The organism is Streptomyces oryzae (assembly GCF_017676365.1).
Taxonomy (GTDB): Bacteria; Actinomycetota; Actinomycetes; order Streptomycetales; family Streptomycetaceae; genus Streptomyces; species Streptomyces oryzae.
The window spans coordinates 1-22286 of sequence record NZ_JADKMA010000120.1 but is presented as its reverse complement, the minus strand read 5'-3'; the positions used below and the strand labels follow the sequence as shown (position 1 = coordinate 22286).

General features: G+C 70.9%; 23 protein-coding genes and 1 pseudogene. 16 read left to right on the top strand and 8 right to left on the bottom strand.

Features of this window, described 5'->3' with window-relative positions; all coding sequences use genetic code 11:
* The coding region (locus tag ITI46_RS21925; protein WP_443742836.1) for a TerD family protein at positions 1-669 on the top strand (669 nt) is incomplete at its 5' end.
* Between the two features lie 51 nt (positions 670-720).
* Here the strand turns inward: ITI46_RS21925 and ITI46_RS21920 are convergent.
* The gene (locus ITI46_RS21920) at positions 721-1608 is read right to left on the bottom strand and encodes a universal stress protein (protein WP_209241411.1); all 888 of its coding nucleotides are present in this window, start codon (positions 1606-1608) and stop codon (positions 721-723) included.
* A 154-nt stretch (positions 1609-1762) separates the two neighbouring features.
* On the opposite strand from ITI46_RS21920, the gene ITI46_RS21915 reads away from it, so the two are divergent.
* Positions 1763-2755 (top strand): Acg family FMN-binding oxidoreductase, encoded by a 993-nt coding sequence (locus ITI46_RS21915; RefSeq protein ID WP_209241410.1) that lies wholly within the window; start codon positions 1763-1765, stop codon positions 2753-2755.
* A gap of 27 nt (positions 2756-2782) precedes the next feature.
* The gene (locus ITI46_RS21910; RefSeq protein WP_209241409.1) at positions 2783-3646 is read left to right on the top strand and encodes a universal stress protein; all 864 of its coding nucleotides are present in this window, start codon (positions 2783-2785) and stop codon (positions 3644-3646) included.
* 31 nt (positions 3647-3677) lie between these two features.
* On the opposite strand, the gene ITI46_RS21905 is transcribed toward ITI46_RS21910, so the two are convergent.
* Positions 3678-4268, bottom strand: coding sequence for a TetR/AcrR family transcriptional regulator (locus tag ITI46_RS21905; RefSeq protein ID WP_209241408.1), 591 nt, complete (start codon positions 4266-4268; stop codon positions 3678-3680).
* A 214-nt stretch (positions 4269-4482) separates the two neighbouring features.
* Between ITI46_RS21905 and ITI46_RS21900 the strand changes: the two genes are divergently transcribed.
* Positions 4483-5460 carry a sulfotransferase domain-containing protein gene (locus ITI46_RS21900; protein ID WP_209241407.1) on the top strand — a complete coding sequence of 326 codons (978 nt, stop codon included), beginning with the start codon at positions 4483-4485 and terminating at the stop codon, positions 5458-5460.
* Positions 5461-5498: 38 nt separating this feature from the next.
* Here the strand turns inward: ITI46_RS21900 and ITI46_RS21895 are convergent, their stop codons facing one another.
* Complete coding sequence (locus ITI46_RS21895; protein ID WP_209241406.1) at positions 5499-5858, bottom strand: DUF6223 family protein; 360 nt, start codon at positions 5856-5858, stop codon at positions 5499-5501.
* A gap of 388 nt (positions 5859-6246) precedes the next feature.
* Here ITI46_RS21895 and ITI46_RS21890 point away from each other — a divergent pair, with 388 nt between their 5' ends.
* Together ITI46_RS21890 and ITI46_RS21885 are read left to right on the top strand one after the other, a co-directional pair.
* Positions 6247-6756, top strand: coding sequence for an anthrone oxygenase family protein (locus ITI46_RS21890; RefSeq protein ID WP_209241405.1), 510 nt, complete (start codon positions 6247-6249; stop codon positions 6754-6756).
* Positions 6757-6803: 47 nt separating this feature from the next.
* On the top strand, positions 6804-7040 hold the full coding sequence (locus ITI46_RS21885; RefSeq protein ID WP_209241404.1) for a hypothetical protein: 237 nt from the start codon (positions 6804-6806) through the stop codon (positions 7038-7040).
* A gap of 88 nt (positions 7041-7128) precedes the next feature.
* On the opposite strand, the gene ITI46_RS21880 is transcribed toward ITI46_RS21885, so the two are convergent.
* Complete coding sequence (locus tag ITI46_RS21880; RefSeq protein ID WP_209241403.1) at positions 7129-7719, bottom strand: Imm21 family immunity protein; 591 nt, start codon at positions 7717-7719, stop codon at positions 7129-7131.
* A 113-nt stretch (positions 7720-7832) separates the two neighbouring features.
* Between ITI46_RS21880 and ITI46_RS21875 the strand changes: the two genes are divergently transcribed.
* Both ITI46_RS21875 and gap read left to right on the top strand, forming a co-directional pair.
* The gene (locus ITI46_RS21875; protein WP_209241402.1) at positions 7833-8789 is read left to right on the top strand and encodes a GlxA family transcriptional regulator; all 957 of its coding nucleotides are present in this window, start codon (positions 7833-7835) and stop codon (positions 8787-8789) included.
* A 107-nt stretch (positions 8790-8896) separates the two neighbouring features.
* Complete coding sequence (gene gap, locus ITI46_RS21870) at positions 8897-9895, top strand: type I glyceraldehyde-3-phosphate dehydrogenase (protein ID WP_209241401.1); 999 nt, start codon at positions 8897-8899, stop codon at positions 9893-9895.
* 194 nt (positions 9896-10089) lie between these two features.
* On the opposite strand, the gene ITI46_RS21865 is transcribed toward gap, so the two are convergent.
* Entirely contained in the window at positions 10090-10986 is an 897-nt protein-coding gene (locus ITI46_RS21865; protein ID WP_209241400.1) for a LysR family transcriptional regulator, read from the bottom strand.
* A 70-nt stretch (positions 10987-11056) separates the two neighbouring features.
* On the opposite strand from ITI46_RS21865, the gene ITI46_RS21860 reads away from it, so the two are divergent.
* The 4 genes from ITI46_RS21860 (at position 11057) to ITI46_RS21845 (ending at position 15034) form a co-directional block, all read left to right on the top strand.
* A complete protein-coding gene (locus tag ITI46_RS21860; RefSeq protein WP_209241399.1) occupies positions 11057-11653 on the top strand; it encodes a short chain dehydrogenase in 597 nt (198 codons plus the stop codon).
* 81 nt (positions 11654-11734) lie between these two features.
* Positions 11735-12973: an NAD(P)/FAD-dependent oxidoreductase gene (locus ITI46_RS21855; protein ID WP_209241398.1), complete on the top strand. Its 1239-nt coding sequence runs from the start codon at positions 11735-11737 to the stop codon at positions 12971-12973.
* Positions 12974-13055: 82 nt separating this feature from the next.
* Positions 13056-13976, top strand: a complete 921-nt coding sequence (locus tag ITI46_RS21850; protein ID WP_209241397.1) for a dihydrodipicolinate synthase family protein — start codon at positions 13056-13058, stop codon at positions 13974-13976.
* The gene (locus ITI46_RS21845; protein ID WP_209241396.1) at positions 13976-15034 is read left to right on the top strand and encodes a proline racemase family protein; all 1059 of its coding nucleotides are present in this window, start codon (positions 13976-13978) and stop codon (positions 15032-15034) included. The genes ITI46_RS21850 and ITI46_RS21845 overlap by 1 nt, the downstream gene beginning before the upstream one ends.
* A 66-nt stretch (positions 15035-15100) precedes the next feature.
* Here ITI46_RS21845 and ITI46_RS21840 read toward each other — a convergent pair whose 3' ends face one another.
* Together ITI46_RS21840 and ITI46_RS21835 are read right to left on the bottom strand one after the other, a co-directional pair.
* A complete protein-coding gene (locus ITI46_RS21840) occupies positions 15101-16480 on the bottom strand; it encodes an aspartate aminotransferase family protein (protein WP_209241395.1) in 1380 nt (459 codons plus the stop codon).
* Between the two features lie 14 nt (positions 16481-16494).
* Positions 16495-17997, bottom strand: a complete 1503-nt coding sequence (locus tag ITI46_RS21835; RefSeq protein WP_307808269.1) for a CoA-acylating methylmalonate-semialdehyde dehydrogenase — start codon at positions 17995-17997, stop codon at positions 16495-16497.
* A gap of 186 nt (positions 17998-18183) precedes the next feature.
* Between ITI46_RS21835 and ITI46_RS21830 the strand changes: the two genes are divergently transcribed.
* Both ITI46_RS21830 and ITI46_RS21825 read left to right on the top strand, forming a co-directional pair.
* The gene (locus tag ITI46_RS21830) at positions 18184-19782 is read left to right on the top strand and encodes a PucR family transcriptional regulator (protein ID WP_209241394.1); all 1599 of its coding nucleotides are present in this window, start codon (positions 18184-18186) and stop codon (positions 19780-19782) included.
* Between the two features lie 173 nt (positions 19783-19955).
* Entirely contained in the window at positions 19956-20132 is a 177-nt protein-coding gene (locus ITI46_RS21825) for a hypothetical protein (RefSeq protein ID WP_209241393.1), read from the top strand.
* 135 nt (positions 20133-20267) lie between these two features.
* On the opposite strand, the gene ITI46_RS21820 is transcribed toward ITI46_RS21825, so the two are convergent.
* Positions 20268-20903, bottom strand: coding sequence for a hypothetical protein (locus ITI46_RS21820; protein ID WP_209241392.1), 636 nt, complete (start codon positions 20901-20903; stop codon positions 20268-20270).
* Positions 20904-21129: 226 nt separating this feature from the next.
* Here ITI46_RS21820 and ITI46_RS21815 point away from each other — a divergent pair, with 226 nt between their 5' ends.
* Both ITI46_RS21815 and ITI46_RS21810 read left to right on the top strand, forming a co-directional pair.
* A complete protein-coding gene (locus ITI46_RS21815; protein WP_209241391.1) occupies positions 21130-21594 on the top strand; it encodes a hypothetical protein in 465 nt (154 codons plus the stop codon).
* 431 nt (positions 21595-22025) lie between these two features.
* Positions 22026-22286, top strand: a pseudogene (locus ITI46_RS21810) (hypothetical protein); the annotation flags it as partial.

Sequence of the window (22286 nt, the reverse complement as noted above, 5' to 3'; positions counted from 1 at the left end):
GCTTCCCCCGCAGCCCCGCCCGCGCAGCCGGTGCGGCTGTCGAAGATCACGTTGACGAAGGCGGCGCCCGCGGTGTCGCTGACCAAGCAGGGCGCCACCTCGGGAGCGATGCGGGTCAATCTCACGTGGAGCGCGCGCAGGCCGGCGCGCGGCTGGATGAAGAAGGGCAAGGGCGCCGTCCGGCTGGAGAACGTCGACCTGGACCTGTCCTGTCTGTGGGAACTGCAGAACGGGGAAAAGGGGATCGTCCACCCCATCAACAACCGGTTCGGCTCGTTCGACCAGCCGCCCTACGTCCGGCTGGACCAGGACGACAGGACCGGATCGAGCGCGACGGGTGAGAACCTGGTGATCAACCTTGATCACGCTGCCGAGATCAAGCGTCTGCTGGTGTTCGTGGTCATCTACTCCGGGGCGTCGAACTTCGCGGGCCTTGACGGGGTCGCCACGCTGTATCCGCTGACCGGCCCGCCCATCGAGATGCACCTGGACGAGTGCACCGTGCCCGCGCCGGTCGCCGCGATCGCGCTGATCGAGAACGTGGGCGGCGAACTGATCGTCCGCCGGGAGGCGAAGTACATCGTGCTGCAGCCCGGAATCCTCAAGCAGCAGGCCGTGGACCTCGAGTACGGCTGGGGGATGACCTGGAACGCGGCGAGCAAGGACTGAGGAGGCACGCCCCGTCACGGGCGCGGGGAACTGCGCGACGGGCCACAAGCCCTACGTATGCGGGACGACTGCCACCGGGGGCGTCGCATGGTGGAGGGCCGCCTGGGTGACGGGCCCCAGGCGGGGGCCGAGCGCCGGGCGCCGGGTGCGTCGGCCGACCACGAGCAGCGAAGCGTCGTCGGACCATTCGATCAGGCTCCGTGCCGCGTTCCCCGGCGCCGCCCGCTCGTCCACCGTGACCTGTGGGTACTGCTCGCGCCAGGGGAGGAGAGCCGTCGCGAGCAGCTGGTGCTCCCGTTGCCCGATCTCGGTCCGTTCGTGCTGGTCGACCATTCGCGGGCCGTAGGTGAAGACAGGCGGCAGCTTCCACACGTGGATCGCCCGCAGGGTCGCCCCTCGCAGCGCGGCGGCCTCGAAGGCGTACTGCAGAACCGTCCTGCTGGGCTGGACCAGGTCGAGCCCCACCACGACGGGACCGGCAGGCGGGTGCGCCGGAGGTGCCTGGTCCTCCCGCACCTCCTCGTCCGCGTAGGTGGCGCGTACGAGGACGACTGGACCCTTGGCTCGCGCCGTGACCTCCTGTCCGACGGAGCCCAGGAGGAACCCGGTGGTCCGGCCGAGAGCCCGGGAGCCCAGCACCAGGAGGGGTGATTCCTCCGCCAGGTCGATCAGCACATCGGCGGGCACTCCTGGCACGCTCAGCCGTTCGATCTCCAGGTCGGGATGGCGTTCCGTCACCCGGTCCGCTGCGCGCCGGGGCATGTGCTCGATCCACTCGTGTTCCTTGTCGGGATCGGTGCTGAACCTGTGGGGCTGCCAGTGCCAGACGTGTACCAGCCGGAGGGGCAGGCCGCGTCGCTCAGCCTCCAGCGCGGCCCAGTCGACGGCTGCCTGGCTCTCCGCCGAGCCGTCGAAACCCACTGTGATCGTGCCCGCCATGCGCGCCTCAGCCTCCGTGTCACGGTTCCGCCTGCGCTGTCCTTGCCCTCATAAGGAGTGAACCCGCTGCCGGCCTTCCCTGCACGGCGTTGTACGGCGCGGTGGCCGCCGACCGGGTGAGGGGGCACGCTGGAGGGGGGTGAGGAGGTGAGCGATGTCGGCGGCGGTCATCAATGACACGACGGTGACGGAGCTGGTCGGCGACGCGGTCGCGGCTCCGTCGATGCACAACGCCCAGCCATGGCGGTTCCTGTATCACCGCCGGGACCGGACCATCGATCTGTACGCCGATCCGTTGCGGGCGATGCCGACGGCTGATCCGGAGGGCAGGGCGCTGCGGATCGGCTGCGGGGCCGCACTGCTGAATCTGCGGGTGGCGGCCTGGCATGCCGGTCTGTGCCCGGAGGTCTCCGTCTCCGGCGAGCGGGATGCCTCGGAGCCGGTGGCGACTGTGCGGCTCCGGGAGGCGGCGCCGCACGAGATCGATCACGACCTCGCGGGGCTGTACGAGATGATCGGGCAGCGGCACACCAGCCGGTATCCGTACGCGGAGGAGCCGCTTCCCGACCGGCTGCGGCAGCGGCTGAGCGGGCAGGCGCAGGCCGAAGGGGCGATGCTGAGCTTCCCCACCGGGTGGCACCTCGCGCTCCTCCTCGATGTCATCGAGGAGGCCGAGTCCGACTCGGCGTACACCGGTGACCCGGACGAGCGCAAGTGGGTGCGTACGGGTACGGCGGAGTCGGACACCGCACCGGACGGTATCCCCGAGTACAGCCTGGGAGCGCGGAAGCGGGAGGGGCGGGCACCGGTGCGCGACTTCGCTCGCGGCCATGCGGTCACCGACCGGGGCGCCGCGGCCTTCGAGCGCACGCCGCAGCTCGCGGTGGTATCGACGCAGGACGACGATCCCGGGGAGTGGCTGGCCGCCGGGCAGGCCATGGAGCGGGTGCTGCTGCTGGCGACGCGTGAGGGAGTCGCCAGCTCGTTCGCCACCCAGGCCCTGGAGCGCTCTCATCTGCGCTGGCTGCTGCGCGACCCGGTGCGCGGCGCGGGTCCCGTGCAGATGATCCTGCGCCTGGGCTACGGCCCGATGGGCGCCCGCACGCCCCGCCGTGCCGCACGGGATGTCCTGGAGATCACTCCGTAAGGAGGCTCGTTCGCAAGGGAGCGCGACATGGCTCAGGTCGTCACAGCGGGGGTCGATGGCACCCCGGAAAGCACAGCCGCGGCCCACTGGGCGGCCCGTGAGGCCATCGCACGTGAATCCTCGCTCCAGCTCGTCCATGTGCAGGCCGAGGAGAGCACGCTGGACCGGATGGTCGCCCCGGACGAGAGCGATACGGCACGGCGCGACGCCGAACAGTTCGTCCGCGACGCGGCTGCCGAACTGGCGGACCACTTTCCCGGCTTGGACATCAGTACGAAGGCGGCCGTGGCGGAGCCGGCCTGGGCGCTCACGGAGTTTTCCCGTACGTCGGAACTGCTGGTCACCGGGTCCCGCGGGCTCAGCAGCCTCGGGGGCTTTCTGGTCGGATCCGTCGCCCTGCGCCTTGTCGCTCACGCACAGTGCCCTGTCGTGCTCGTACGGGCCGAGGCGACCGACATGCCGTACGAGCGCATCGTCGTCGGCGTGGACATCCGGTATCCGTGCGACGAGTTGCTGGATTTCGCTTTCGAGGCGGCCCGGCGGCGGTCGGTGCCGCTGGTGATCCGGCACGGCTGGGAACCGCGCCCCTACTACGGGGCGCGCCCCATGCCCTTGGCCGTTCTCGCGCTGGAGGACGTGCTGAACGAACGCGCCGACGCCCTGGCGGAGACGGTGCGGCCGTGGAGCGAGAGGTTCCCCGAGGTGCAGGTGGATGCGCGGGCGGTACTCGAACAGCCTGCTGCGTTGCTGGTGGAAGCTGCCCAGGGCGGGGTTTTGCTGGTGGTCGGCCGGCGGGAGCACACGTCGCGTCTCGGCCCCCTGGTCGGGCCGGTCGCGCACGCCGTCATGCATCACTCCCGCGCCCCTGTCGCGGTTGTCCCGCACAAGTGACGGTCGATTCCCGGCGCGACAGTCGCCCGGTTCAGTCCGGTCGGCGGAGTCCGGCGATGAGGAGCTCGACCAGGTGGCGCGCGTTGTAGCGGGGGTCGCTGTCCGCGCCGATGCAGAGGTTGCCGACGCCGCGCATGAGTTCGTAGGCGTCCAGGCCGGGCCGGATCTCGCCGGAAGCGGCTGCCGCGTCGAGCAGTTGGGTGCACACAGGTACGAGGCGGTCGAGGAAGTAGGCGTGCAGGGTGTCGAAGCCGGTGTTCTCGGGCTGCAGTACGGCGGCGAGCCCGTGCTTGGTGACCAGGAAGTCGACGAACTGGTCGACCCATTGCCCCAGCGCCGCGTAAGGCGTTGCGCTGCTCGCCAGCAGGGCTGGACCGGCCTCGGCGCAGGCTTCGACCTGGTGCCGGTAGACGGCGACGATGAGGTCTGCGCGAGTGGGGAAGTGCCGGTAGATGGTGCCCACCCCCACACCTGCCTCGGCCGCGATGTCGCGCACCGGCGCCTCCACGCCTGACGCGACGAAGACCGCGGCAGCCGCGTCGAGCAGCGTCTCCTCGTTGCGTCGGGCGTCCGCCCGTTTGGACCGGGCCGCCTGCCCCGCGCCGTCCTCCCTGGCCTGCACCGCGCCGCTCCCTCCACCACCGGGCCCGTACCGACCCGGGCTTGCCAAATCGGAACGACACTCCGTACGCTTTCCGGAGCGAGGTTCCGGTTGCCTATGATGCCAGAGTGCGTGTCCGGTCACCAATTCGACGCCGGGCTCGCGCGGCGTGCCGGCGGCTGCGTGGGCGCGGACGAGGGGGGAGTTGGACCTTGGATCCGGCGAGGGAAACCCGGTGAGGGAAACAGCAGTCGGCGGTCGTCCCGTGGTGCGGTACCGCTCCCCGGTTCTCGACAGCGCCCGGTGGCAGGGCTTTCGGTTCCGCGACGGCGACATCGTGATCAGTACGCCGCCCAAGTGCGGCACCACATGGATGCAGATGATCTGCGCCCTGCTCGTCCACGGCACCGCCGAGTTCCCTTGCGAGCTGACCAGCATGTCGCCCTGGCTGGACACGCTCTACCGGGACCGCGACGAGGTGATGGCCGCGCTGGAGGCGCAGTCGCACCGCCGGTTCATCAAGTCCCACACCCCGATGGACGGGCTCCCGTACGACGAGCGCGTGACGTATGTGTGCGTGGGCCGCGACCCCCGCGACGTCAGCCTGTCGATCCAGCACCACATGGCCAACATCGACCCGGCCGCCGTTGCCCGCGCCCGCGCGGCGTCGGGCGGTGAGCAGGCGGCCGAGGACGTGGCCCGGCGGGTGAGGGAAGGTGCCGAACCGGGCGCCGAAGGCTTCCGGCGCTGGGTCGAGAACCCGGCCCCGGTGACCCAGGCCCCGGCGAGCCTGCGCTACACGCTGCACCACTTGCGGACGTTCTGGGATGCCCAGGAGCTCGCCAACGTGGTGCTGCTGCACTATGACGACCTCAAGTCCGATCTCGCGGGGAGCATGCGCGGCCTCGCACGGCGGCTCGGTATCGCGGTGGACGAGGAGAGCTTTCCCGGCCTGGTGCGGGCGGCGACCTTCGAGGCGATGCGCGGCCGGGCAGGGCAACTCGTCCCCGAGGCCGGGATGGCCCTGTGGCGCAACCCCCGTGACTTCTTCCACCGTGGCTCGTCCGGCCAGTGGAAGGACGTCCTCACCGAGCGGGAGCTGCGCCGGTACGCGGAGGTGACCACCGAGTGCGCCCCTCCCGGCCTTGCGGCCTGGCTGCACCGGACCCACCCCCTGCCGGCCGAGCCCCTGCCGGCCGCCCCGCAGAACTGAGCGGCGCGCCGGCTCCGGCCACCGCGCGGACCGGCCGGTCAGCCGGTGCGGCGGGAGCGGGCCAGAGCCAGCCCACCGAGGGTCATGGCGGCCAGCCCCACGACCAGTGCCACGAAGGCCCCTCCCAGCCCGTTGCCGGTGCCGAGGCCGCCGGAGGCGGTGGCCGCGACCACTCCACCCAGGGCCGCGCCGGCCAGCCCCGTCACGAGGGCGACGATTGCCCCGCTCCGCCTGGACAAGGTGCCGATGCGGCCGGAGGCGCGGGCGAGGACCAGCCCGCCGACGACCACACCGGCCAGCGCCACCAGCGCGGCGACGATCGCCCCGAGCCGTCCTGCGCTCATGGCGTAGACGCCTGCGGTTCCGGCGGCGGTGGGCACAAATCCGCCAACTGACATGGGGCGCTCCTTCGTTCCTTGCAGCCGGCGTCTTCTCCGTGCGGCCGCAGTCTTCATGTGCGGCTGATGCCGTTTCGTGCGGCTGACGCCGTCCTCGTGCGATTGACGCCGTGCTCGTGCGGCTGATGTCCCTGATCGTCGCGCTCGGACCCGCCACCGGTCGTCCAGCGGCCGCAGGCACTTCGCGCTGCCGCGGACGGTGCACCCTCTTGCTGCGGACGCCGCAGGCGGCGGCAACGTACCGCGTGTGCGGTATTGCTCGGTGCGCAGGCTTGGTGGCCCTGGGCGCGCTGGACGTCCGCGTATGCGGCCGAGTGTCCGGGCCATGTCCCGACGCCCGGCCGGCCGGTTGACTGCCGGCAGGACAGATCGAACGGGGGTTGCTGGGATGCCGGCTCTTCGCACTGCCGTCCTGCTCGGGGCGACGCTCACCACCGGACTCGGTGCCGGGCTCTTCTACTCCTATGCCTGCTCGGTGATGCCGGGGCTGGCCCGCGCTGACGACCGGAGTTTCGTCGAGGTGATGCAGCGGATCAACGTGGCCATTCTCAATGGCTGGTTCATGCTCTCCTTCCTGGGCTCCGTGGTTCTGATCGTGGCCGCCGGCGCACTCGAACTGGGGGGCGGCGGCAGCCGTACCATGCTGCTGTGGATCAGCGCGGCAGCCGTCTTCCAGCTGGCCGTTCTGGTGATCACCGGCGTGGTCAACGTCCCGCTCAACAACCGCCTCGCCGCGGCCGGTTCACCAGGCGGGACCTCCGACCTCGGCGCCGTCAGAGCTGCCTTCGAGACCACGTGGGTCCGGTGGAACCTCGTTCGCGCCCTGTCCTCCACCGCCGCCTTCGCCTGCATGGCCTGGGCCCTCCGGCTCTCGGCCCGGACCCCCGCCGGGGGCTGATCATGGCCGGTTTAAGGTGGTGGTCACCAAGTTGATCGGAGCACGACATGCGTCGCCTTGCCCTTGCCCTCTTCGCCGTTATGGCCCTCGCGCTCACGGGGTGCGCGCAGGATTTCGACCCAGGCCCCAAGGGCCGGGTCACCGAAAAGGTCAAGGACGGGAAGAAGTTCTACCTGGTGGTCGATCCCGCCAAGGGCGGCGGCAAGAAGAAGTTCCGCGTCAGCAAGTACGACTACCACGACTGCAACCGCGGCTCGAAGTACCCCAAGTGCGTTGACGACTAGAGCTCGTTGACCGGCGGATCTTGCTGATCGGCGTCGGTGGGATGGGCAGGGTGCGCGGCCCAGGGAGACGCGCCCTGGTGGCCTCCGGTCAGGTGTCCAGGGGCAGTATCCGGACCAGACCCACCCAGTTCACCTCATCCGCCCTGGTGTGGGTGGCGCGGACCCGCCATCGGCCGGCGGGCAGCGGGACCAGGGCGTGAGCCGGCATCCCGTCGCGGGCCGGATACCCGGCGTCCAGTCCGGCGCCCGACTCGGCGGAGTCCATGAGCACGCCGGGGCCGTCCGAAACCCATGAGCCGCACTCCTCCCATTCGGTTGCGGGGTCCGCGAGGACGGTCTGCGCTGCGGCCGTCAGCCCGTCAGCGGAATCGGCGGCGAGCCGGCGCAGGAACGCTCGGTGCTCCGGTAGGTAGCAACTGCTCGCCGGCTCGTCCGCGAGCACCAGCGCCTGCGCGCCGCCGTTGCCTACGGCTGCCGCACCGGCCAGACCGTCCACCGCGCAGGCCCGGTCGTAGTCGTCCGGAGCAGTCGCGTCTCCCGCCATGACCCCGCTCTCCGTGCAGCCGCTCCACACCGCCAGCGCGGACACGGGCACGACGACCAGCGGCCCGCCCGTCGCGTCCACCCACACGGGCGCGGCGTCGGACACATCGGCTGCGACGAATGACCAAATGCTCATCCCGCCAGTCTCCCCTTGCCCACGGACAGAGACCCTGGCCTCCCATGGCGCCGAGCGCCCGGTCCGCCCGTGCGGTGAGCGTGTCGGCGTCAGGTCCCGCGTAGCCTCTTCCTGTGTCAGCCTCCCGTCTGCATCGTGTCGCCGTCCTGGTGCTCGAGGGTGCGAAGCCGCTCGATGTCGGAATTCCCGCGCAGGTTTTCACGACCCGCGCGAGCATGCCGTACGAGGTGCGGGTGTGCGGGGCGGCACCCGGGCTGGTGACCGGGGGCGACGGCCTCGCGTACTACGTGGACCACGGCCTCGACGCCGTTGCGTGGGCCGACATCGTCTTCGTGCCCGGCTACCGGTTCCCGGACCGTGACGACCCGCCGCGGGCCGTCGTGGATGCGCTGATCGCGGCCCACGACCGGGGTGCGCGGCTCGCCGCCATCTCCACGGGCGCGTTCGCGCTCGCGGCCACCGGCCTGCTCGACGGCAGGCGCGCCACGACGCACTGGCACTACACGCGGGCACTCATGGCCAGGCATCCGCGCGTCCATGTCGATGAGAACGTGCTGTTCGTGGACGAGGGCAGCGTGCTCACCTCGGCCGGCGCGGCCTCAGGTATCGACCTGTGCCTGCACATCCTGCGCGGCGACCTCGGAGTGGCCGCGTCCAACCACGCGGCGCGGCGTCTGGTCGCGGCTCCCTACCGCAGCGGCGGTCAGGCCCAGTACGTGCCGCGCAGCGTCCCCGAGCCGCTCGGCGAGCGGTTCGGCGCCACCCGCGAGTGGGCGCTGCACCGGCTCGGCGAGCCACTCACCCTCGACATACTGGCGCGGCAGGCGGGGGTCTCACCGCGTACGTTCTCCCGGCGCTTCGTCGAGGAGACCGGCTACACGCCGATGCAGTGGGTGATGCGCGCCCGCATCGACCTGGCCCGTGAACTGCTGGAGCGCTCGCAGCGCAGCGTCGAGCAGATCGCCGCCGACGTCGGGCTCGGCACCGGCGCGAACCTGCGGCTGCACTTCCAGCGCATCCTCGGCACCACACCGAGCGAATACCGGCGCACCTTCACCCAGGGCGAGTGACTCTGCCCGGCCCGCTGGCGGGATCCTTTTGAACCATGGCGATACCGCCACTGTCAGCGGCGCCGGCCGCGGGCGAGCCTGGGGGGTGAAAGGAAGGGACATCACTCATGACTCGCATCGCCATCAACGGGTTCGGCCGCATCGGACGCAATGTGCTGCGCGCGCTGCTGGAGCGCGACAGCGACCTCGAGATCGTCGCTGTCAACGACCTGACGGAGCCCGCCGCTCTCGCCCGGCTGCTCGCCTACGACAGCACGGCGGGCCGGCTCGGGCGCCCGGTGACCGTCGACGGTGAAGCGCTCGTGGTCGACGGCCGCCGGATCACGGTGCTGGCCGAGCGCGAACCGGCGCAGCTGCCGTGGGCCGAACTCGGCGTCGACATCGCCCTGGAGGCCACCGGCCGCTTCACCTCGGCGAAGGCCGCCCGCGCCCACCTCGACGCGGGCGCGAAGAAGGTCCTCGTCAGCGCGCCGTCGGACGGCGCCGACGTCACGCTCGCGCTCGGGGTCAACACCGACGCCTACGACCCGGCCCTGCACACGATCGTCTCGAACGCCTCCTGCACCACCAACGCGCTCGCGCCGCTGGCCGCGGTCCTGGACGAACTCGCCGGTATCGAGCACGGGTTCATGACGACGGTGCACGCCTATACGCAGGAGCAGAACCTGCAGGACGGTCCGCACCGCGACCCCCGCCGTGCCCGGGCCGCAGGCGTCAACATCGTGCCGACCACGACCGGCGCCGCCAAGGCGATCGGCCTGGTGCTGCCGAGGCTCGACGGCAAGCTGTCGGGCGACTCGATCCGCGTACCGGTGCCGGTGGGCTCGATCGTGGAGCTCAACACGACCGTCGCCCGCGACGTGACGCGCGACGACGTGCTGGCGGCGTACCGCACCGCGGCGGAGGGGCCGCTCGCCGGCATCCTCGAGTACTCGGACGACCCGCTCGTCTCGTCCGACATCACAGGAAACCCCGCCTCTTCCATCTTCGACTCGGCCCTCACCCGCGTCGACGGCCGCCACGTCAAGGTGGTCGCCTGGTACGACAACGAGTGGGGCTTCTCCAACCGCGTGATCGACACGCTCGAGCTGCTCGCCGCCCGCTGACCGGACGCCGGGGCGGCCCCGCGCCGGACACCGCCCGGCGCGGTCGCCGTCCGTCAGTCGCGCTCGGCGAGCATCGCCACCGACTCGTCGGCGCTCAACCGCGTACGGCGTTCCACCTCGGCTGCGATGCGTCCGGGATCGCCGTCGCGGATGGCCTCGACCAGCTGTTCGTCGGTCGGGTGCCGCCGGAGTCGTCAGCCACCGCGCGTGCGGCGAGGGTCTCCAGGGCCACCCGAGCTGCCGAGCACGGTCATACGGCGCAGATGGTCGAGGAAGGTGCGGGTGGCGGGATGGGTGGGAGTGCGGGGCCAGACCACCCGGACCGTCACGGGAGGTGCGTCCGCCAAGGGCCGGTAGCAGACACCGGGATGGGGGTGGCTGTGCTCGGTGCTCTCGGCGGTGACGCCCACCGCTTCTCCTGTGGCGATGACCGTGAGCCACTCGTCCACGTTGGCCACCTCGAATGTGCGGGGCCGCGGAATTCCGGACCACAGGTCGGCCGTGGTGGCGGAGGTGGCGCACAGCACCACCGGCCGGTCGGCGAGTTCGGCCAGGCGTACCGCCGGGCGACCGGCCAGTGCGTCGCTCTCCGGGAGGGCGGCCAGGCGCCGCTCCCGGTACAGCGGCCGGACTTCCAGGTCGGCACCCGGTGCGGGCTCCGTGCGCAGCAGCGCCGCGTCGATCTCACCGCGGCGGAGCGCCGCCTCCGGGTCGTCGGGGCGGTGTACGCGCAGCGGGATGTCGGGGTACCGCTCACGCCAGGAGCGCAGCAGGGGCACGGTGTGCTCGCCGAGTGCCGACCAGGCGAAGCCGATGCGCAGCGACCGCACTCCGGCCGCCGCCTCCGACAGCGCGTCGTCCAGCTGGTGAAGGATCGAGTGGGCCCGCTCGTACAGCCGTCGGCCGGCGTCGGTCAGGTCGAGGGCGCGGGTGGTGCGCTCCACGAGGCGTACGCCGAGGCGGCTCTCCAGCTGCTCCAGAGTGCGCGACAGTGCGGGCTGGCTGACGCGGAGCACGGCTGCGGCGCCGGTGATCGTGCCCTCGTCGCCGATCGCCGTCAGTGCCCGCAGATGCCGCAGCTCCACATTCATAACCCCTGAGCATAAGTCCGCCGCAGAAGGTATTTCCCTCGGGCTGCGAGCCGGTCCTAGCGTCGCGGCCATGAAGATTCTCCTCATCGGCGCCACCGGCACGCTCGGTACGGCCGTCGGCAAGACCCTGTCCGTCCGCGGACACGAAGTTCTCACCGTGGGGCGCAGCGGCGGCGACCTGCGGCACGACATCGCCGACCCGGCGCAGGTCGCCGAGGTCTACGCGCATGCCGGACAGATCGACGCGGTGGTCAGCACCGCAGGCGACGTGCCGTTCAAACCCGTCACCGGGATGCTGCCCGAGGACTACCTGTCGGCCTTCCACGGCAAGGTGCTCAGCCAGATCGAGCTGGTGCGGCAGGGAGTTCCCCGTATCGCGGAACGGGGCTCCTTCACGCTGATCACCGGCATACTGGCCCACGAACCGATCCCCACCGGCAGCGCGGCGGCCATGGCGAACGGCGCCGTGGAGGCGTTCGTGCGGGCTGCCGCCATCGAGATCGCGCCGCAGCGCATCAACGCCGTGAGCCCCACGGTGTTCACCGAGAGCCTGGAGGACTACGGGGACTACTTCCCGGGTGTGCCCCCGGTCGGTCTCGCCGAGGTCGCACAGGCGTATGTCCGCTCCGTCGAGGGCGCGCAGACCGGGCAGATCTACGCGCTGTAATGCTCGTTCGCCCAGCTCAGGGCTTCCGCACCAGGCGGAGGCCCTGGGTGGATTCCCGGATTCCCGGAGGTGTACGGCTCCATGCGGATCATTGTTGTGGGCGCCGGTGCGGTCGGCCTGGCGAGTGCCTACCGGCTGGCCAGGAGCGGCTGCGACGTGCTCGTACTCGATGCGCGGCGCCCGGGCTCCGCGGCCACACACGGCAACGCCGCCAAGATCGCCCTGGCGGAGAGCGGTCCGGTGCCGGCCCCCGGCGTCGTCCTTCAGGGCCTGAAGTGGATGCTGAAGCCCGACAGCCCGCTGTACGTCAAGCCCTCACTCGCGCCCGGCTTCGTCAAGTTCATGCTGAGCATGGCCCGGCACTGCACCGCGCGGGACTTCCGCAACGGCCTGGAGACCCACCTGCGTCTGGCGGAGGGCACCACGGACCTGCTCGACGACTGGAACCGGGACGGCATCTCCTTCGAGATGCACCGGAAGGGTGTACTGCTCGCCTTCGAGACCCGCCAGCGGTACGAGGAACAGTGCGCCTGGCTCGATGTCTTCGAGCGGTTCGGCATGGTGCCCGGGCAACTGCACGGGGACGCCGTCCAGGAGCGGGAGCCCGCGCTCAACGCGCGGACCCGGCACGGCCTGTTCTTCCCGGACGACCGGCAGGTCGAGCCCGACTCCCTCACCGCCGGCCTGCTGAAGCGCTGTCAGGACTTGGGCGTGGAGATCCATGAGCACACTCCGGTACGCCGCTTCCTGCGCCAGGGCGGCACCGTCACCGGCGTACTGACCGACAAGGGCGAGTTCACCGGCGACACCCTCCTGTTGGCGGCCGGGGTGTGGACCGGACGGCTGAGCCGGCGGCTGGGCGTCCCGCTGCCCATCCGGCCAGGCAAGGGATACAGCGTCGACTACGCACCGGCGCCCGTGCAGCTGCGCACCTCCCTCACCCTGGAGGACGCCCGGGTCGCGGTGACCCCGCTGAGCGGCTTCCTGCGGCTGGCCGGAACGATGGAGTTCGGCGGTCTGGAGGAGAACATCGACCCCCGCCGGGTAGCAGCCATCAAGCGGGCCGCGGCCGACGCCTTCACCGGCTGGGACAACCCGCCGGGCGAGGCCGCCCCCTGGGCGGGGATGCGGCCCATGACCCCGGACGGTCTGCCCGTCATCGGCCGGCTCCACCCGCTGCCCAACGTCTACGTCGCCTCCGGCCACGGCATGCTCGGCCTGACCCTGGCCCCGGCGACCGCCGAGATCATCTCCGAGGCCATCACCCGGCACCGTCTGCCAGCGCTCGCCGAGGCGGTCTCGCCGCGCCGCTTCGCCTAGCTGTCGGTGGCCGCTCTCTCTGCGGGTGCGCCGCCCCTCTGGTCCGTTCGAACGCTGACCCCTGCGCTCTGGAGAACTCTCGATGACCACTGAGCCCTTCACCGGCATCCTCACCGCCGTCGTCACCCCCTTGACCGGTGACGCCTCCGCCGTAGACGCGGCGGGCGTCAAGCGCCAGGCCGAGCACATCATTTCCGGCGGCATACACGGCCTTGTGCCCGGCGGCAGCACAGGCGAGTTCACCACGCTCACGCTGGACGAGCGCAAGCAGGCCAACGAGCTGTACGTCGAGGCCGCCGCCGGGCGCGTGCCGGTCGTCGCAGGCACCGGTGCTCTCAGCACGGGCGAGACCGTCGAGTTGAGCGTCCATGCCGAGAAAGCCGGGGCTGCGGCCGTGATGATCGTGCCGCCGTTCTACGACGCGCCGGACTTCGAGGAACTGCTCGCCCACTACGGGGCGGTCTCGGACGCGGTCGACATCCCGATCATGTACTACAACATCCCGTCCGCCACCGGCGTCCAGCTCACCCCCGAACAGCTGGCGAGGCTGGCCAGGGAGACGGCGGTCACCTCGTACAAGGACACTGGTGGCGACTTCGCCTGGTTCTCGGCCGTCAAGGAGCTGCACGCACAGGACATCACCGCCCTCAACGGCTGGGACACCCTCACCTTCGCCGCCCTCGCGAGCGGCGCGCAGGCGGGCGTGTGGGGAACCGCCGGCGTGATCCCCCGGCTGTGCGCCGAGCTGTACGAAGCGCTCGGAGTCCGGGGCGACCTGCACGCCGGGCGCGAACTGTGGAGCAGGATCTTCCCGATCTGCCGGTTCCTGGAATCCCACAATTACGCGTGCGGCATCAAGACCGGCGTGGAGCTCGTGGGCGTGAGCGCGGGCCCCACCCGCCGTCCCGTCCAGCCGCTGGCTCCGGAGCACCGCCGGGAGCTCCGGACCCTGCTGGAAGCCGCCGGGGTGGAGACCGTCGACGACGCGGCGGCGACCGCGTGATGGCGGCGCACTCGGACACGTACCGCATCGACGCGATCGATGTCCATGCCGCGGGCGAGCCGGGGCGGGTGCTGGTCGGCAGCCATCTGCACGTGAAGGGCGCCACCATGGCCGAGCGGCTGCGCTACTGCGAGGCACACCTGGACGGCTTGCGGCGGCTCCTGTTGCGCGAGCCGCGCGGCCATCCGGCCCTGTGCGGCGTGCTGGTGCTGCCACCGGCCGACCCGTCCGCCGACTTCGGCCTGGTCGTCATGGAGCAGGGCGGCTTCCGGCCGATGTCCGGCTCCAATCTGATCTGTGCCGTCACCGCCCTGGTGGAGACGGGCGCGGTTCCGGTCACGGCGCCGGTCACCGAGCTCACCGTTGACACCGCGGTCGGCCTGGTGCGGGTCCGCGTCGACGTCGAAGGGGGCAGAGCCGCCCAGGTCACGTTCGCCAACGTGCCCGCCTTCGCCGTCGCCCTGGACCACGTGCTGGAACTGCCGGAGTACGGGCCGGTGCCGGCCGACATCGTCTTCGGCGGGCAGTTCTACGTCCAGGCGCGCGCCACGGACCTCGGTGTCCCGCTGGAGCCCTCGGCGGCCAAGGAGATAGCCCGTGCCGGAGCGGTGCTGCGGGCCGTGGCGCAGCAGCAGTTCCCGGTCAGTCATCCGCTCAACCCGGCCGTCGACCGGATCGCCCTGACGATGCTCCACGGGCCGTCGCCGACACCTGGCGCCTCCGGCCGCAACGCGGTCGTCCTGCCCAACGGCGAGGTGGACCCGGCCGACCCGGCCACCTGGACCGGCACTCTCGACCGCTCGCCGTGCGGTACCGGCACCTGCGGCCGTATGGCGGCGCTGCACGCCCGGGGCCAACTCCCCCTGAACACCCCGTTCGTCCACGAGTCGGTCCTCGGCACCACCTTCACCGGCACCCTCCTGGGCACCACCACCCTCGGCGACCATCAGGCCGTGCTGCCGACGATCAGCGGACGCGGCTGGATCACCGCATTCGGCCAGTACGTCCTGGACGAGACCGACCCCTTCCCGCACGGCTACACTCTCGGCGACCTGTAGGGCGACCAGACGTGCGGCCAGGCCGGGCCTGGCCGCACACCATGTGCCGGACAAGGTGCGAGATGTCTAGCGGCCGTCGTCCTCGCGGGCCCCGTCGACCAGGGCGTCCACGCGGTGCAGGACCTGGTCGAGGACGGCAAGGCCCTCGCGGGCCTCTGCCTCGGTGAGGGTGCACGGCGGGACGAGGTGGATGCGGTTGGAGTTGGCGAACGGGAGCAGCCCGAGCTGTTTGGCGGTGCGGACGGCTTCGGCCATCACCGGGCTGCTGCCGCCGGTCGGCGCCACGGGCTGCCGGGTGCGCCGGTCGGAGACCAGCTCGACGGCCCAGAAGACGCCGCGCCCGCGCACCTCGCCGACGCCGGGGTGCCGTTCGGCGAGCCGGGCCAGTTCGGGGCCGATCACCTCGGTGCCGACACGGCGGGCGTTGCCGATGATGCCGTCACGCTCCATGACGGTGATCGCAGCCACGGCTGCCGCGCACGCCAGCGGATGGCCGGAGTAGGTGAGCCCGCCGGGATACGGCCGGTGTGCGAAGTGGTCGGCGATGCGGTCCCCGATGGCGACGCCGCCCAGCGGTACGTAGCCGGAGTTGACGCCCTTGGCGAAGGTCAGCAGGTCGGGGACCACGCCTTCGTCGCCGCAGACGAACCAGGCGCCGGTACGGCCGAATCCGGTCATGACCTCGTCGACGATGAGCAGGATGCCGTACCGGTCGCACAGCTCACGGACTCCGGCGAGGTAGCCCGGTGGGGGAAGCATGATGCCGGCGGTGCCGGGGATCGCCTCCAGCAGGACGGCCGCGACGGTCTGCGGGCCCTCCAGCTCGATGACCTGCTCGAGATGGGCGAGCGCGCGCCCGCACTCCTCCGCTTCGCTCTGCGCGGCGAAGTGGCTGCGGTAGAGGTAGGGCCCGAAGAAGTGCACCACGCCGGAGTCGGCGTTGTCGTTGGGCCAGCGGCGCGGGTCTCCGGTCAGGTTGATCGCGGTCTGCGTTCCGCCGTGGTAGGAGCGATAGCGGGTCAACACCTTGGGGCGGCCGGTGGTCAGCCGGGCCATACGGACAGCGTGCTCGTTGGCGTCGGCGCCGCCGTTGGTGAAGAAGACCCGGTTCAGGTCGCCGGGGGTGCGTTCGCAGATCAGCCGGGCGGCTTCGGAGCGCTGGTCGTTGGCGTGCTGCGGGGCGACGGTGGCCAGGGTACGGGCCTGGTGGGCGATCGCCTCCACGACGTAGGGGTGCTGATGGCCGATGTTGGTGTTCACCAGCTGGGAGGAGAAGTCGAGCAGCCGGTTGCCTTCGCCGTCCCAGATGTAGGAGCCCTCGGCGCGGGTGACGACCATCGGGTCGAGTTCGGCCTGGGCCGACCAGGAGTGGAAGACGTGGCGGCGGTCGAGCTCGTAGGTGCGGGCCACGGCGCGCTGTTCGGGCTCGGTGTGGATGAGGGTCACAGCCGTGGTCTCCTTCAGACGCTCTGCGGGAAGCCGAGGTTGAGGCCGCCCTGGCTGGGGGCACGCCAGCGGGTGGTGACGACCTTGCCGCGGGTGAAGAAGTGCACCCCTTCGGTGCCGTGCGCGTGGGTGTCCCCGAACAGCGAGCTCTTCCAGCCGCCGAAGCTGTAGTAGGCCATCGGCACCGGGATCGGCACATTGATGCCGACCATGCCGACCTCGACCTCGTTCTGGAAGCGGCGTGCCGCACCGCCGTCGTTGGTGAAGATCGCCGTCCCGTTGCCGTACGGGTTGGAGTTGATCAGTTCGAGGGCATCGTCGTAGGACTCGGCGCGCAGGACGGACAGGACCGGCCCGAAGATCTCGTCCGTGTAGCAGCTCATGCCAGTGGTGACGTGGTCGAGCAGCGTGGGGCCGAGCCAGAATCCGTCCCTGCCGCCCTCGGCCCTCACCTCACGGCCGTCCACGACCAGGCTCGCGCCGTCCTGCTCGGCCCGGTCGATGTAGGAGGCGACCCGGTCGCGGTGTGCCGCGGTCACCAGCGGGCCCATGTCGCAGCCCTGCGTGCCGTCGCCGGTCCTGATGTTCCGGGCCCGCTCGGCGATCTTCGCCACCAGCTCGTCGGCGACGTCACCGACCGCCACCACAGCCGAGATCGCCATACAGCGCTCGCCCGCGGAGCCGAACCCGGCGTTGACCATCGCGTCGGCGGCCTGGTCCAGGTCGGCGTCCGGCAGCACGACAGCGTGGTTCTTCGCGCCGCCGAGGGCCTGGACCCGCTTGCCGTTGGCGGTGCCCGTGGCGTAGACGTACTGGGCGATCGGGGTGGAGCCGACAAAGCTGACGGCCTTGACGGACCGGTGGGACAGCAACTCGTCGACGGCGGTCTTGTCGCCCTGCAGCACATTGAAGACGCCAGGGGGCAGCCCCGCCTCGGCCCACAGCTCGGCCAGCCACAGCGCGGCCGACGGGTCCTTCTCGCTCGGCTTGAGCACGACGGTGTTCCCGGCCGCGATGGCGACGGGGAAGAACCACATGGGCACCATCGCGGGGAAGTTGAACGGCGCGATGATGCCGACCACCCCAAGCGGCTGCCGTACCGAGTGCACATCCACCTCGGTCGAGGCGTTCTCGCTGAAACCGCCCTTGAGCAGGTGCGGGATACCGCAGGCGAACTCCACCACCTCCTGGCCGCGGGTGACCTCGCCCAGCGCGTCGGACAGCACCTTGCCGTGCTCGCTGGTGATGATCTCGGCGAGCTCGTTCTTGCGCTGGTTGAGGAGTTCACGGAAGCGGAAGACGACCGCGACGCGCCTGGCGAGCGAGGTGTCCCGCCAGGCCGGGAAGGCGTCAGCGGCCGCCTCGATCACCAAGCGGGAGTCCGCCACATCCGCCAGCGCCACCTCACGCGTCACCGCGCCGGTCGCCGGATTGGTCACCTGGGCGGTCCGGCCGCTCGTACCCGGGAACGTCTTGTTGCCGGCCCAATGCCCGACACGCGTCAGCTCGCTGGTCACTGCCTCGCCTCGCTCTCGCTCGATCACTCACTGCACACCCAGCCGTGGACCCCGGCTGCCGTCACCCGAGGGGCCGTGCGGCCAGGGCGCCCAGGCAGGGGCCCGTCCACGGCTGCAGCTGTGAGGCTGCCAGGGCAAGCGCCGACAGTCTGTACAGCTTTGGCGAAGGTTATTTACGATGCGTAAATGCAGCCGACCGTGCGGGAAGTCCTCCAGCTGTCAGCCCTGACCACAGGGCGGCCGCGCGTCCTCGGCGGCCGCGACCACCTCGACCGCCCGGTCCGCTGGGTGCACATCAGCGATCTGCGCGACCTCACCGACCTGCTGGAGGGCGGCGAACTCGTCCTGACCACCGGGCTCCCGCTGGCCGACGGCGCAGCCAAGACCGAGGACTACCTGAGCATGCTCGCCGCGCAAGGTGTCGCCGGCCTCGTCGTCGAGCTCGGCACCCACCTGACAGCCGTGCCGGAAGAACTGGGAGCGCTCGCCGACTCCCTCGCGCTGCCCGTGGCGGCCCTTACCGACAGGATCCGGTTCATCGAGGTCACCCAGCAGGTGCACCGGCTGATCGTGGCCGACCAGTACGAGGAGGTGGAGTTCGCCCGCACCACCCACGAGGTCTTCACCTCGCTCAACATCGCCCGGGCCTCCACCAGGGACATCGTCACGCGCGCTGCCCAGACCCTGGGCGCCCCGCTGGTCCTGGAAGACCTCAGCCGCCATGTGCTGGCCTTCTGCGCCCTGGACACCCCGACAACCGCCCTCCTGGACCAGTGGGCCGAGCGCTCCCGCCTCCACGACGCGGCGGACGGGCACCCGGGCGCCCCCGCCTGGTCGGCCGTCCCGGTGGGCGTCGGCTCCGAACGGTGGGGCCGCCTCGTCCTGCCCGCCCCGGCCTCCGACGCATCCCGCGCCCGGATGGTCCTGGAACGCGCCGCGCAGTCCCTCCAACTGCACCGGATGATCCAGCAGGAGCGCGACGCCCTCGTCGTCCAGGCGCTCGGCGGCCTCCTCGACGACCTGCTCAGCGGACGCGTCACCGAGGAGGACGAGGCCAGGGCCCGCGCGACCGCCCTGGGCCTCACCCCCGGCAGCCGGTACGCGCCGCTGTCCGTACGCGTTCCGCAGCGGCCCGGCACCGACGCACTGACCCAGGGCGAGGCCGACCGGCAACTGCTGGCAGCTGTCCGTCAGTCGGCCACCGCGGTCGGCGGCAGCGCCATCGCCTCCATCCGCCGCGAGGGAACCGTCTCGGCCATCATTTCCTGCCTGCCCAACGGAGCCGACCGGACCCTGGACGCCATATGCAGGGGGCTGCGCGAGCGGCTGACCGGCCGGAGCGGCACCGAAGGCTGGGCGGCGGGTACCGCTCCCGACTCCGCCGGTCTCATCGGTGCCGCACACGGTCTCACCGAGGCGGAACACGTTGCGGATGTCGGCCTGACCATGCCCGAAGCACACCGTCTCTACCGCTCGACCGACGTACGGCTGCGCGGAGTCGTCGCCCTGCTCCGCGACGACCACCGGCTCCAAGCGTTCGCGGAGACCGAACTGGGCCGCCTCCTCGACCACGACGCCCGAACCGGCGACAACCTCCTCGCCCTGCTGCGCACCCACCTCGACTGCGGCGGCTCCAAAACACACACCGCCCGCCGCACGGGTCTGAGCCGCCCCACTCTCTACAGCCGGCTGCGCACTCTGGAACGCATCCTGGGCGTCTCCCTCGAATCCGCGGAGTCCCGCACCTCGCTCCACACGGCTCTGATGGTGATCGACGCCCGCTGACGCACGAGGCTTATCGCCCCGTGTGTCCCGAGTGCTCTGCGCCGTGTCCCGACTGCTGCGCGACTGTTGCAAAGTCCAGGCTTCCCGCCGTCGCGGCGTCCGCGCAAGTCGGGTAGAAACGCTGGTCCTCGATGCGCACTCAGGCTGGCGCATCGCCGAGTTCAGGAGGCCCCATGGAAGAGCATCTGGCGGCAGCGCGGAAGTTCGCGAAGCAGGCGGAGGACCTGGTCGAAGGCCTCAGTGAGCCAGGGCAGAAGGCGACGGTCTGTGCGCTGCTCGCCATAGCTCACGGGGTGTTGGAGGTGGGCTACGACCTGGAGAGCGTGAAGAGCGCCATCCAGCAGTCGTGACGGCACGGGCCGGCACCCAAGGCGGTGCGCGTGCGCCGATGTCTCTGCTTCTGGGGCCGTTGAACGAGGCTCCGGAAGCAGAGACCGGTCTCTGATGACGTCATCTGCCTCGTCTACATCGTCTACGTCGCGGCGTCAGCCGACGTTGAAGTCGAGGTTGGTCACATACCAGGCGCCCTTGATCCTGGTGGACTCCATCTTGACGTCCAACTGCCCAGGCTCGAGTCCGGTGGAGTTGGACAGGATCACCTTCTCGAGAGTCTGTCCGTCGACGACGACCTTGTCGGCAGGCACCACCGCCTTGTCGCCGGTGGCCTGCACTTCGGCGACGCGCACCTTCGGGTCGCCGGTGGCGTGCTTGGGCGTGAACGAGGCGTGGAACCTCCCGATGCTGTCGAGCATTTGCCGCCCCTTGGGCGTGTTGCGGTTGCACGTCGCCGGGGTCCCGACGCGTGCGGCTGCGGAATCCTCGGCCGGGTCCGCCATCACCAGGCACGCCTCTCGCGGACGGTCCTTGACGACGGCGGTGACCCACGCGGCAACCGCCCCCTCGGCACTGGACCGGCGGGAGGCCGAGCGCGGGGAGGACGGCGAGCTCTTCGCGGTCGGCGTCTTCTCCGCGCTGGAGCTCTTGTGCTCCGCGCCGGAGTTCTTGTGCTCCGCGGTGGAGCCCTCGCCGTTCGAGCAGCCCGTGACCCCCGCGCAGCCCGCCACGAGTACGACCCCGGCCAACCAGCCGACAGCCCTGCTTCCGTTGCTGTCCGACACCATTCGGGGGAGACCTTCCTCTAGACACCCATAGGACCCGATGCCGCACCGAAGCATCTCCTGCCGGGGTGCCGCATCGACCATGGATACGGGAGCGGTGGCGGAGGGGTTCGATGTCCGGCCTCGGACGCCCTGGTTGTTGTTGTCACATTCGCGGAGGCTCACCGGTTCCTCCTTCAGATACACGCAGGTACACGGCCGGGTGCCCGGCCTGAAGGAGGAGGAAGCGATGGATGACGCAACAGGTACACCGCCGCAGCGGGACGGGGTGCTGTGGGCCGGTCTGCTGTTTCTGGCGGTGACTCAGGGAGCGGCCGGGGTGTCCCAGCTGCTGCTGCCCAAGGTGTTCTACGAGGACTTCCCGTGGGTGGCCGAGCTGCCGCCGTTCAACGACCATCTGATGCGCGACGTCGGGGCCGCGACCCTGGCGTACGTCCTCGTGCTCGCGGTCGCGGCGACGACGATGGAGTCCCGCCTGGTGCGCACGGCTCTTGCCGCGAATCTGGTGTTCACGGCTCCGCACTGTGCCTACCACGCGTTCCATCTCGACCCCTTCTCCACGGCCGCCGCCGTCTCGCAGATGCTGGCTCTGGGGCTGGGAGTCGTCCTGCCCGCACTGCTGCTGTGGCGGGCACGGCGACTGCGGCCGTCCGAGATCTGCGGAAAGGTTCGTACCAGCGGAAAGAGGGGCTGATCCCGCCGCGCGTTCGCTATTCGGGCACGGTCGAGGGTGAATCCGCGACGAGGTCGGTCGGCAAGATATCGGCTGGTCGTGAAACGGCCGTGTCCGCGGGATTTCCAGCTCCTTTCCGGCCATTCCGCCGCTCACCGCGATGCGGCGGCCCGGAATGAGACGGAGGCCGGCCCGAATCGGTTCCCTTCGGGCGCAAACAGGCGGGAGCGCTGCGGCTCTCGCAGGTCACCCGGCGCTTTTCCGTCTCATCGCCAACTGTCTCAACTGCGTCTACGCGCGGTGAGGAAGTCTTGCTGAAGCCTGAATAGGTCTGGCTAAACTCAACCTTCATGCATCACACCCCCCACGGTACGACGCAGCACAAGCAGGGCAATCGCCCGATATTCATTGAACTTTCAGGTAAACGAAGGAGGGTGCTCCGGCCTATTGCCGTGGCACTCGGAACGGCCTGCGGCGCGTATCTGATGTTCGTCGCCGTCGTCCTCGCCGGAATCTGGCAGCCCGCCGCCGGTCAGCAGCAGCCTCCCCACACCGGCGGCGCCGTCCCCACCGGCCCCGCGGAGGACCAGCAAAGCCCCCCGCACGGCGGCACCGACCTCAGCGGCCCCGAGCGGGACACCACCGCGCGGCGCGGGCCCGGCTCCCGGCCTCCCTCCCGTATCCCGGCCCCGCCCGGCTCCTCCGATCCGGCC

What these genes read in the sequence shown, in the direction of transcription:
- ITI46_RS21860 (WP_209241399.1), top strand. Translation starts at nt 11,057, where the DNA reads ATGAAGATTCTCCTCATCGGCGCCACCGGCACGCTCGGTACGGCCGTC.
- ITI46_RS21885 (WP_209241404.1), top strand. Translation starts at nt 6,804, where the DNA reads ATGCGTCGCCTTGCCCTTGCCCTCTTCGCCGTTATGGCCCTCGCGCTC.
- ITI46_RS21895 (WP_209241406.1), bottom strand. Translation starts at nt 5,858, where the DNA reads ATGTCAGTTGGCGGATTTGTGCCCACCGCCGCCGGAACCGCAGGCGTC.
- ITI46_RS21830 (WP_209241394.1), top strand. Translation starts at nt 18,184, where the DNA reads ATGCAGCCGACCGTGCGGGAAGTCCTCCAGCTGTCAGCCCTGACCACA.
- ITI46_RS21845 (WP_209241396.1), top strand. Translation starts at nt 13,976, where the DNA reads ATGGCGGCGCACTCGGACACGTACCGCATCGACGCGATCGATGTCCAT.
- ITI46_RS21825 (WP_209241393.1), top strand. Translation starts at nt 19,956, where the DNA reads ATGGAAGAGCATCTGGCGGCAGCGCGGAAGTTCGCGAAGCAGGCGGAG.
- gap (WP_209241401.1), top strand. Translation starts at nt 8,897, where the DNA reads ATGACTCGCATCGCCATCAACGGGTTCGGCCGCATCGGACGCAATGTG.
- ITI46_RS21920 (WP_209241411.1), bottom strand. Translation starts at nt 1,608, where the DNA reads ATGGCGGGCACGATCACAGTGGGTTTCGACGGCTCGGCGGAGAGCCAG.
- ITI46_RS21820 (WP_209241392.1), bottom strand. Translation starts at nt 20,903, where the DNA reads ATGGTGTCGGACAGCAACGGAAGCAGGGCTGTCGGCTGGTTGGCCGGG.
- ITI46_RS21855 (WP_209241398.1), top strand. Translation starts at nt 11,735, where the DNA reads ATGCGGATCATTGTTGTGGGCGCCGGTGCGGTCGGCCTGGCGAGTGCC.
- ITI46_RS21915 (WP_209241410.1), top strand. Translation starts at nt 1,763, where the DNA reads ATGTCGGCGGCGGTCATCAATGACACGACGGTGACGGAGCTGGTCGGC.
- ITI46_RS21815 (WP_209241391.1), top strand. Translation starts at nt 21,130, where the DNA reads ATGGATGACGCAACAGGTACACCGCCGCAGCGGGACGGGGTGCTGTGG.
- ITI46_RS21880 (WP_209241403.1), bottom strand. Translation starts at nt 7,719, where the DNA reads ATGAGCATTTGGTCATTCGTCGCAGCCGATGTGTCCGACGCCGCGCCC.
- ITI46_RS21910 (WP_209241409.1), top strand. Translation starts at nt 2,783, where the DNA reads ATGGCTCAGGTCGTCACAGCGGGGGTCGATGGCACCCCGGAAAGCACA.
- ITI46_RS21865 (WP_209241400.1), bottom strand. Translation starts at nt 10,986, where the DNA reads ATGAATGTGGAGCTGCGGCATCTGCGGGCACTGACGGCGATCGGCGAC.
- ITI46_RS21890 (WP_209241405.1), top strand. Translation starts at nt 6,247, where the DNA reads ATGCCGGCTCTTCGCACTGCCGTCCTGCTCGGGGCGACGCTCACCACC.
- ITI46_RS21850 (WP_209241397.1), top strand. Translation starts at nt 13,056, where the DNA reads ATGACCACTGAGCCCTTCACCGGCATCCTCACCGCCGTCGTCACCCCC.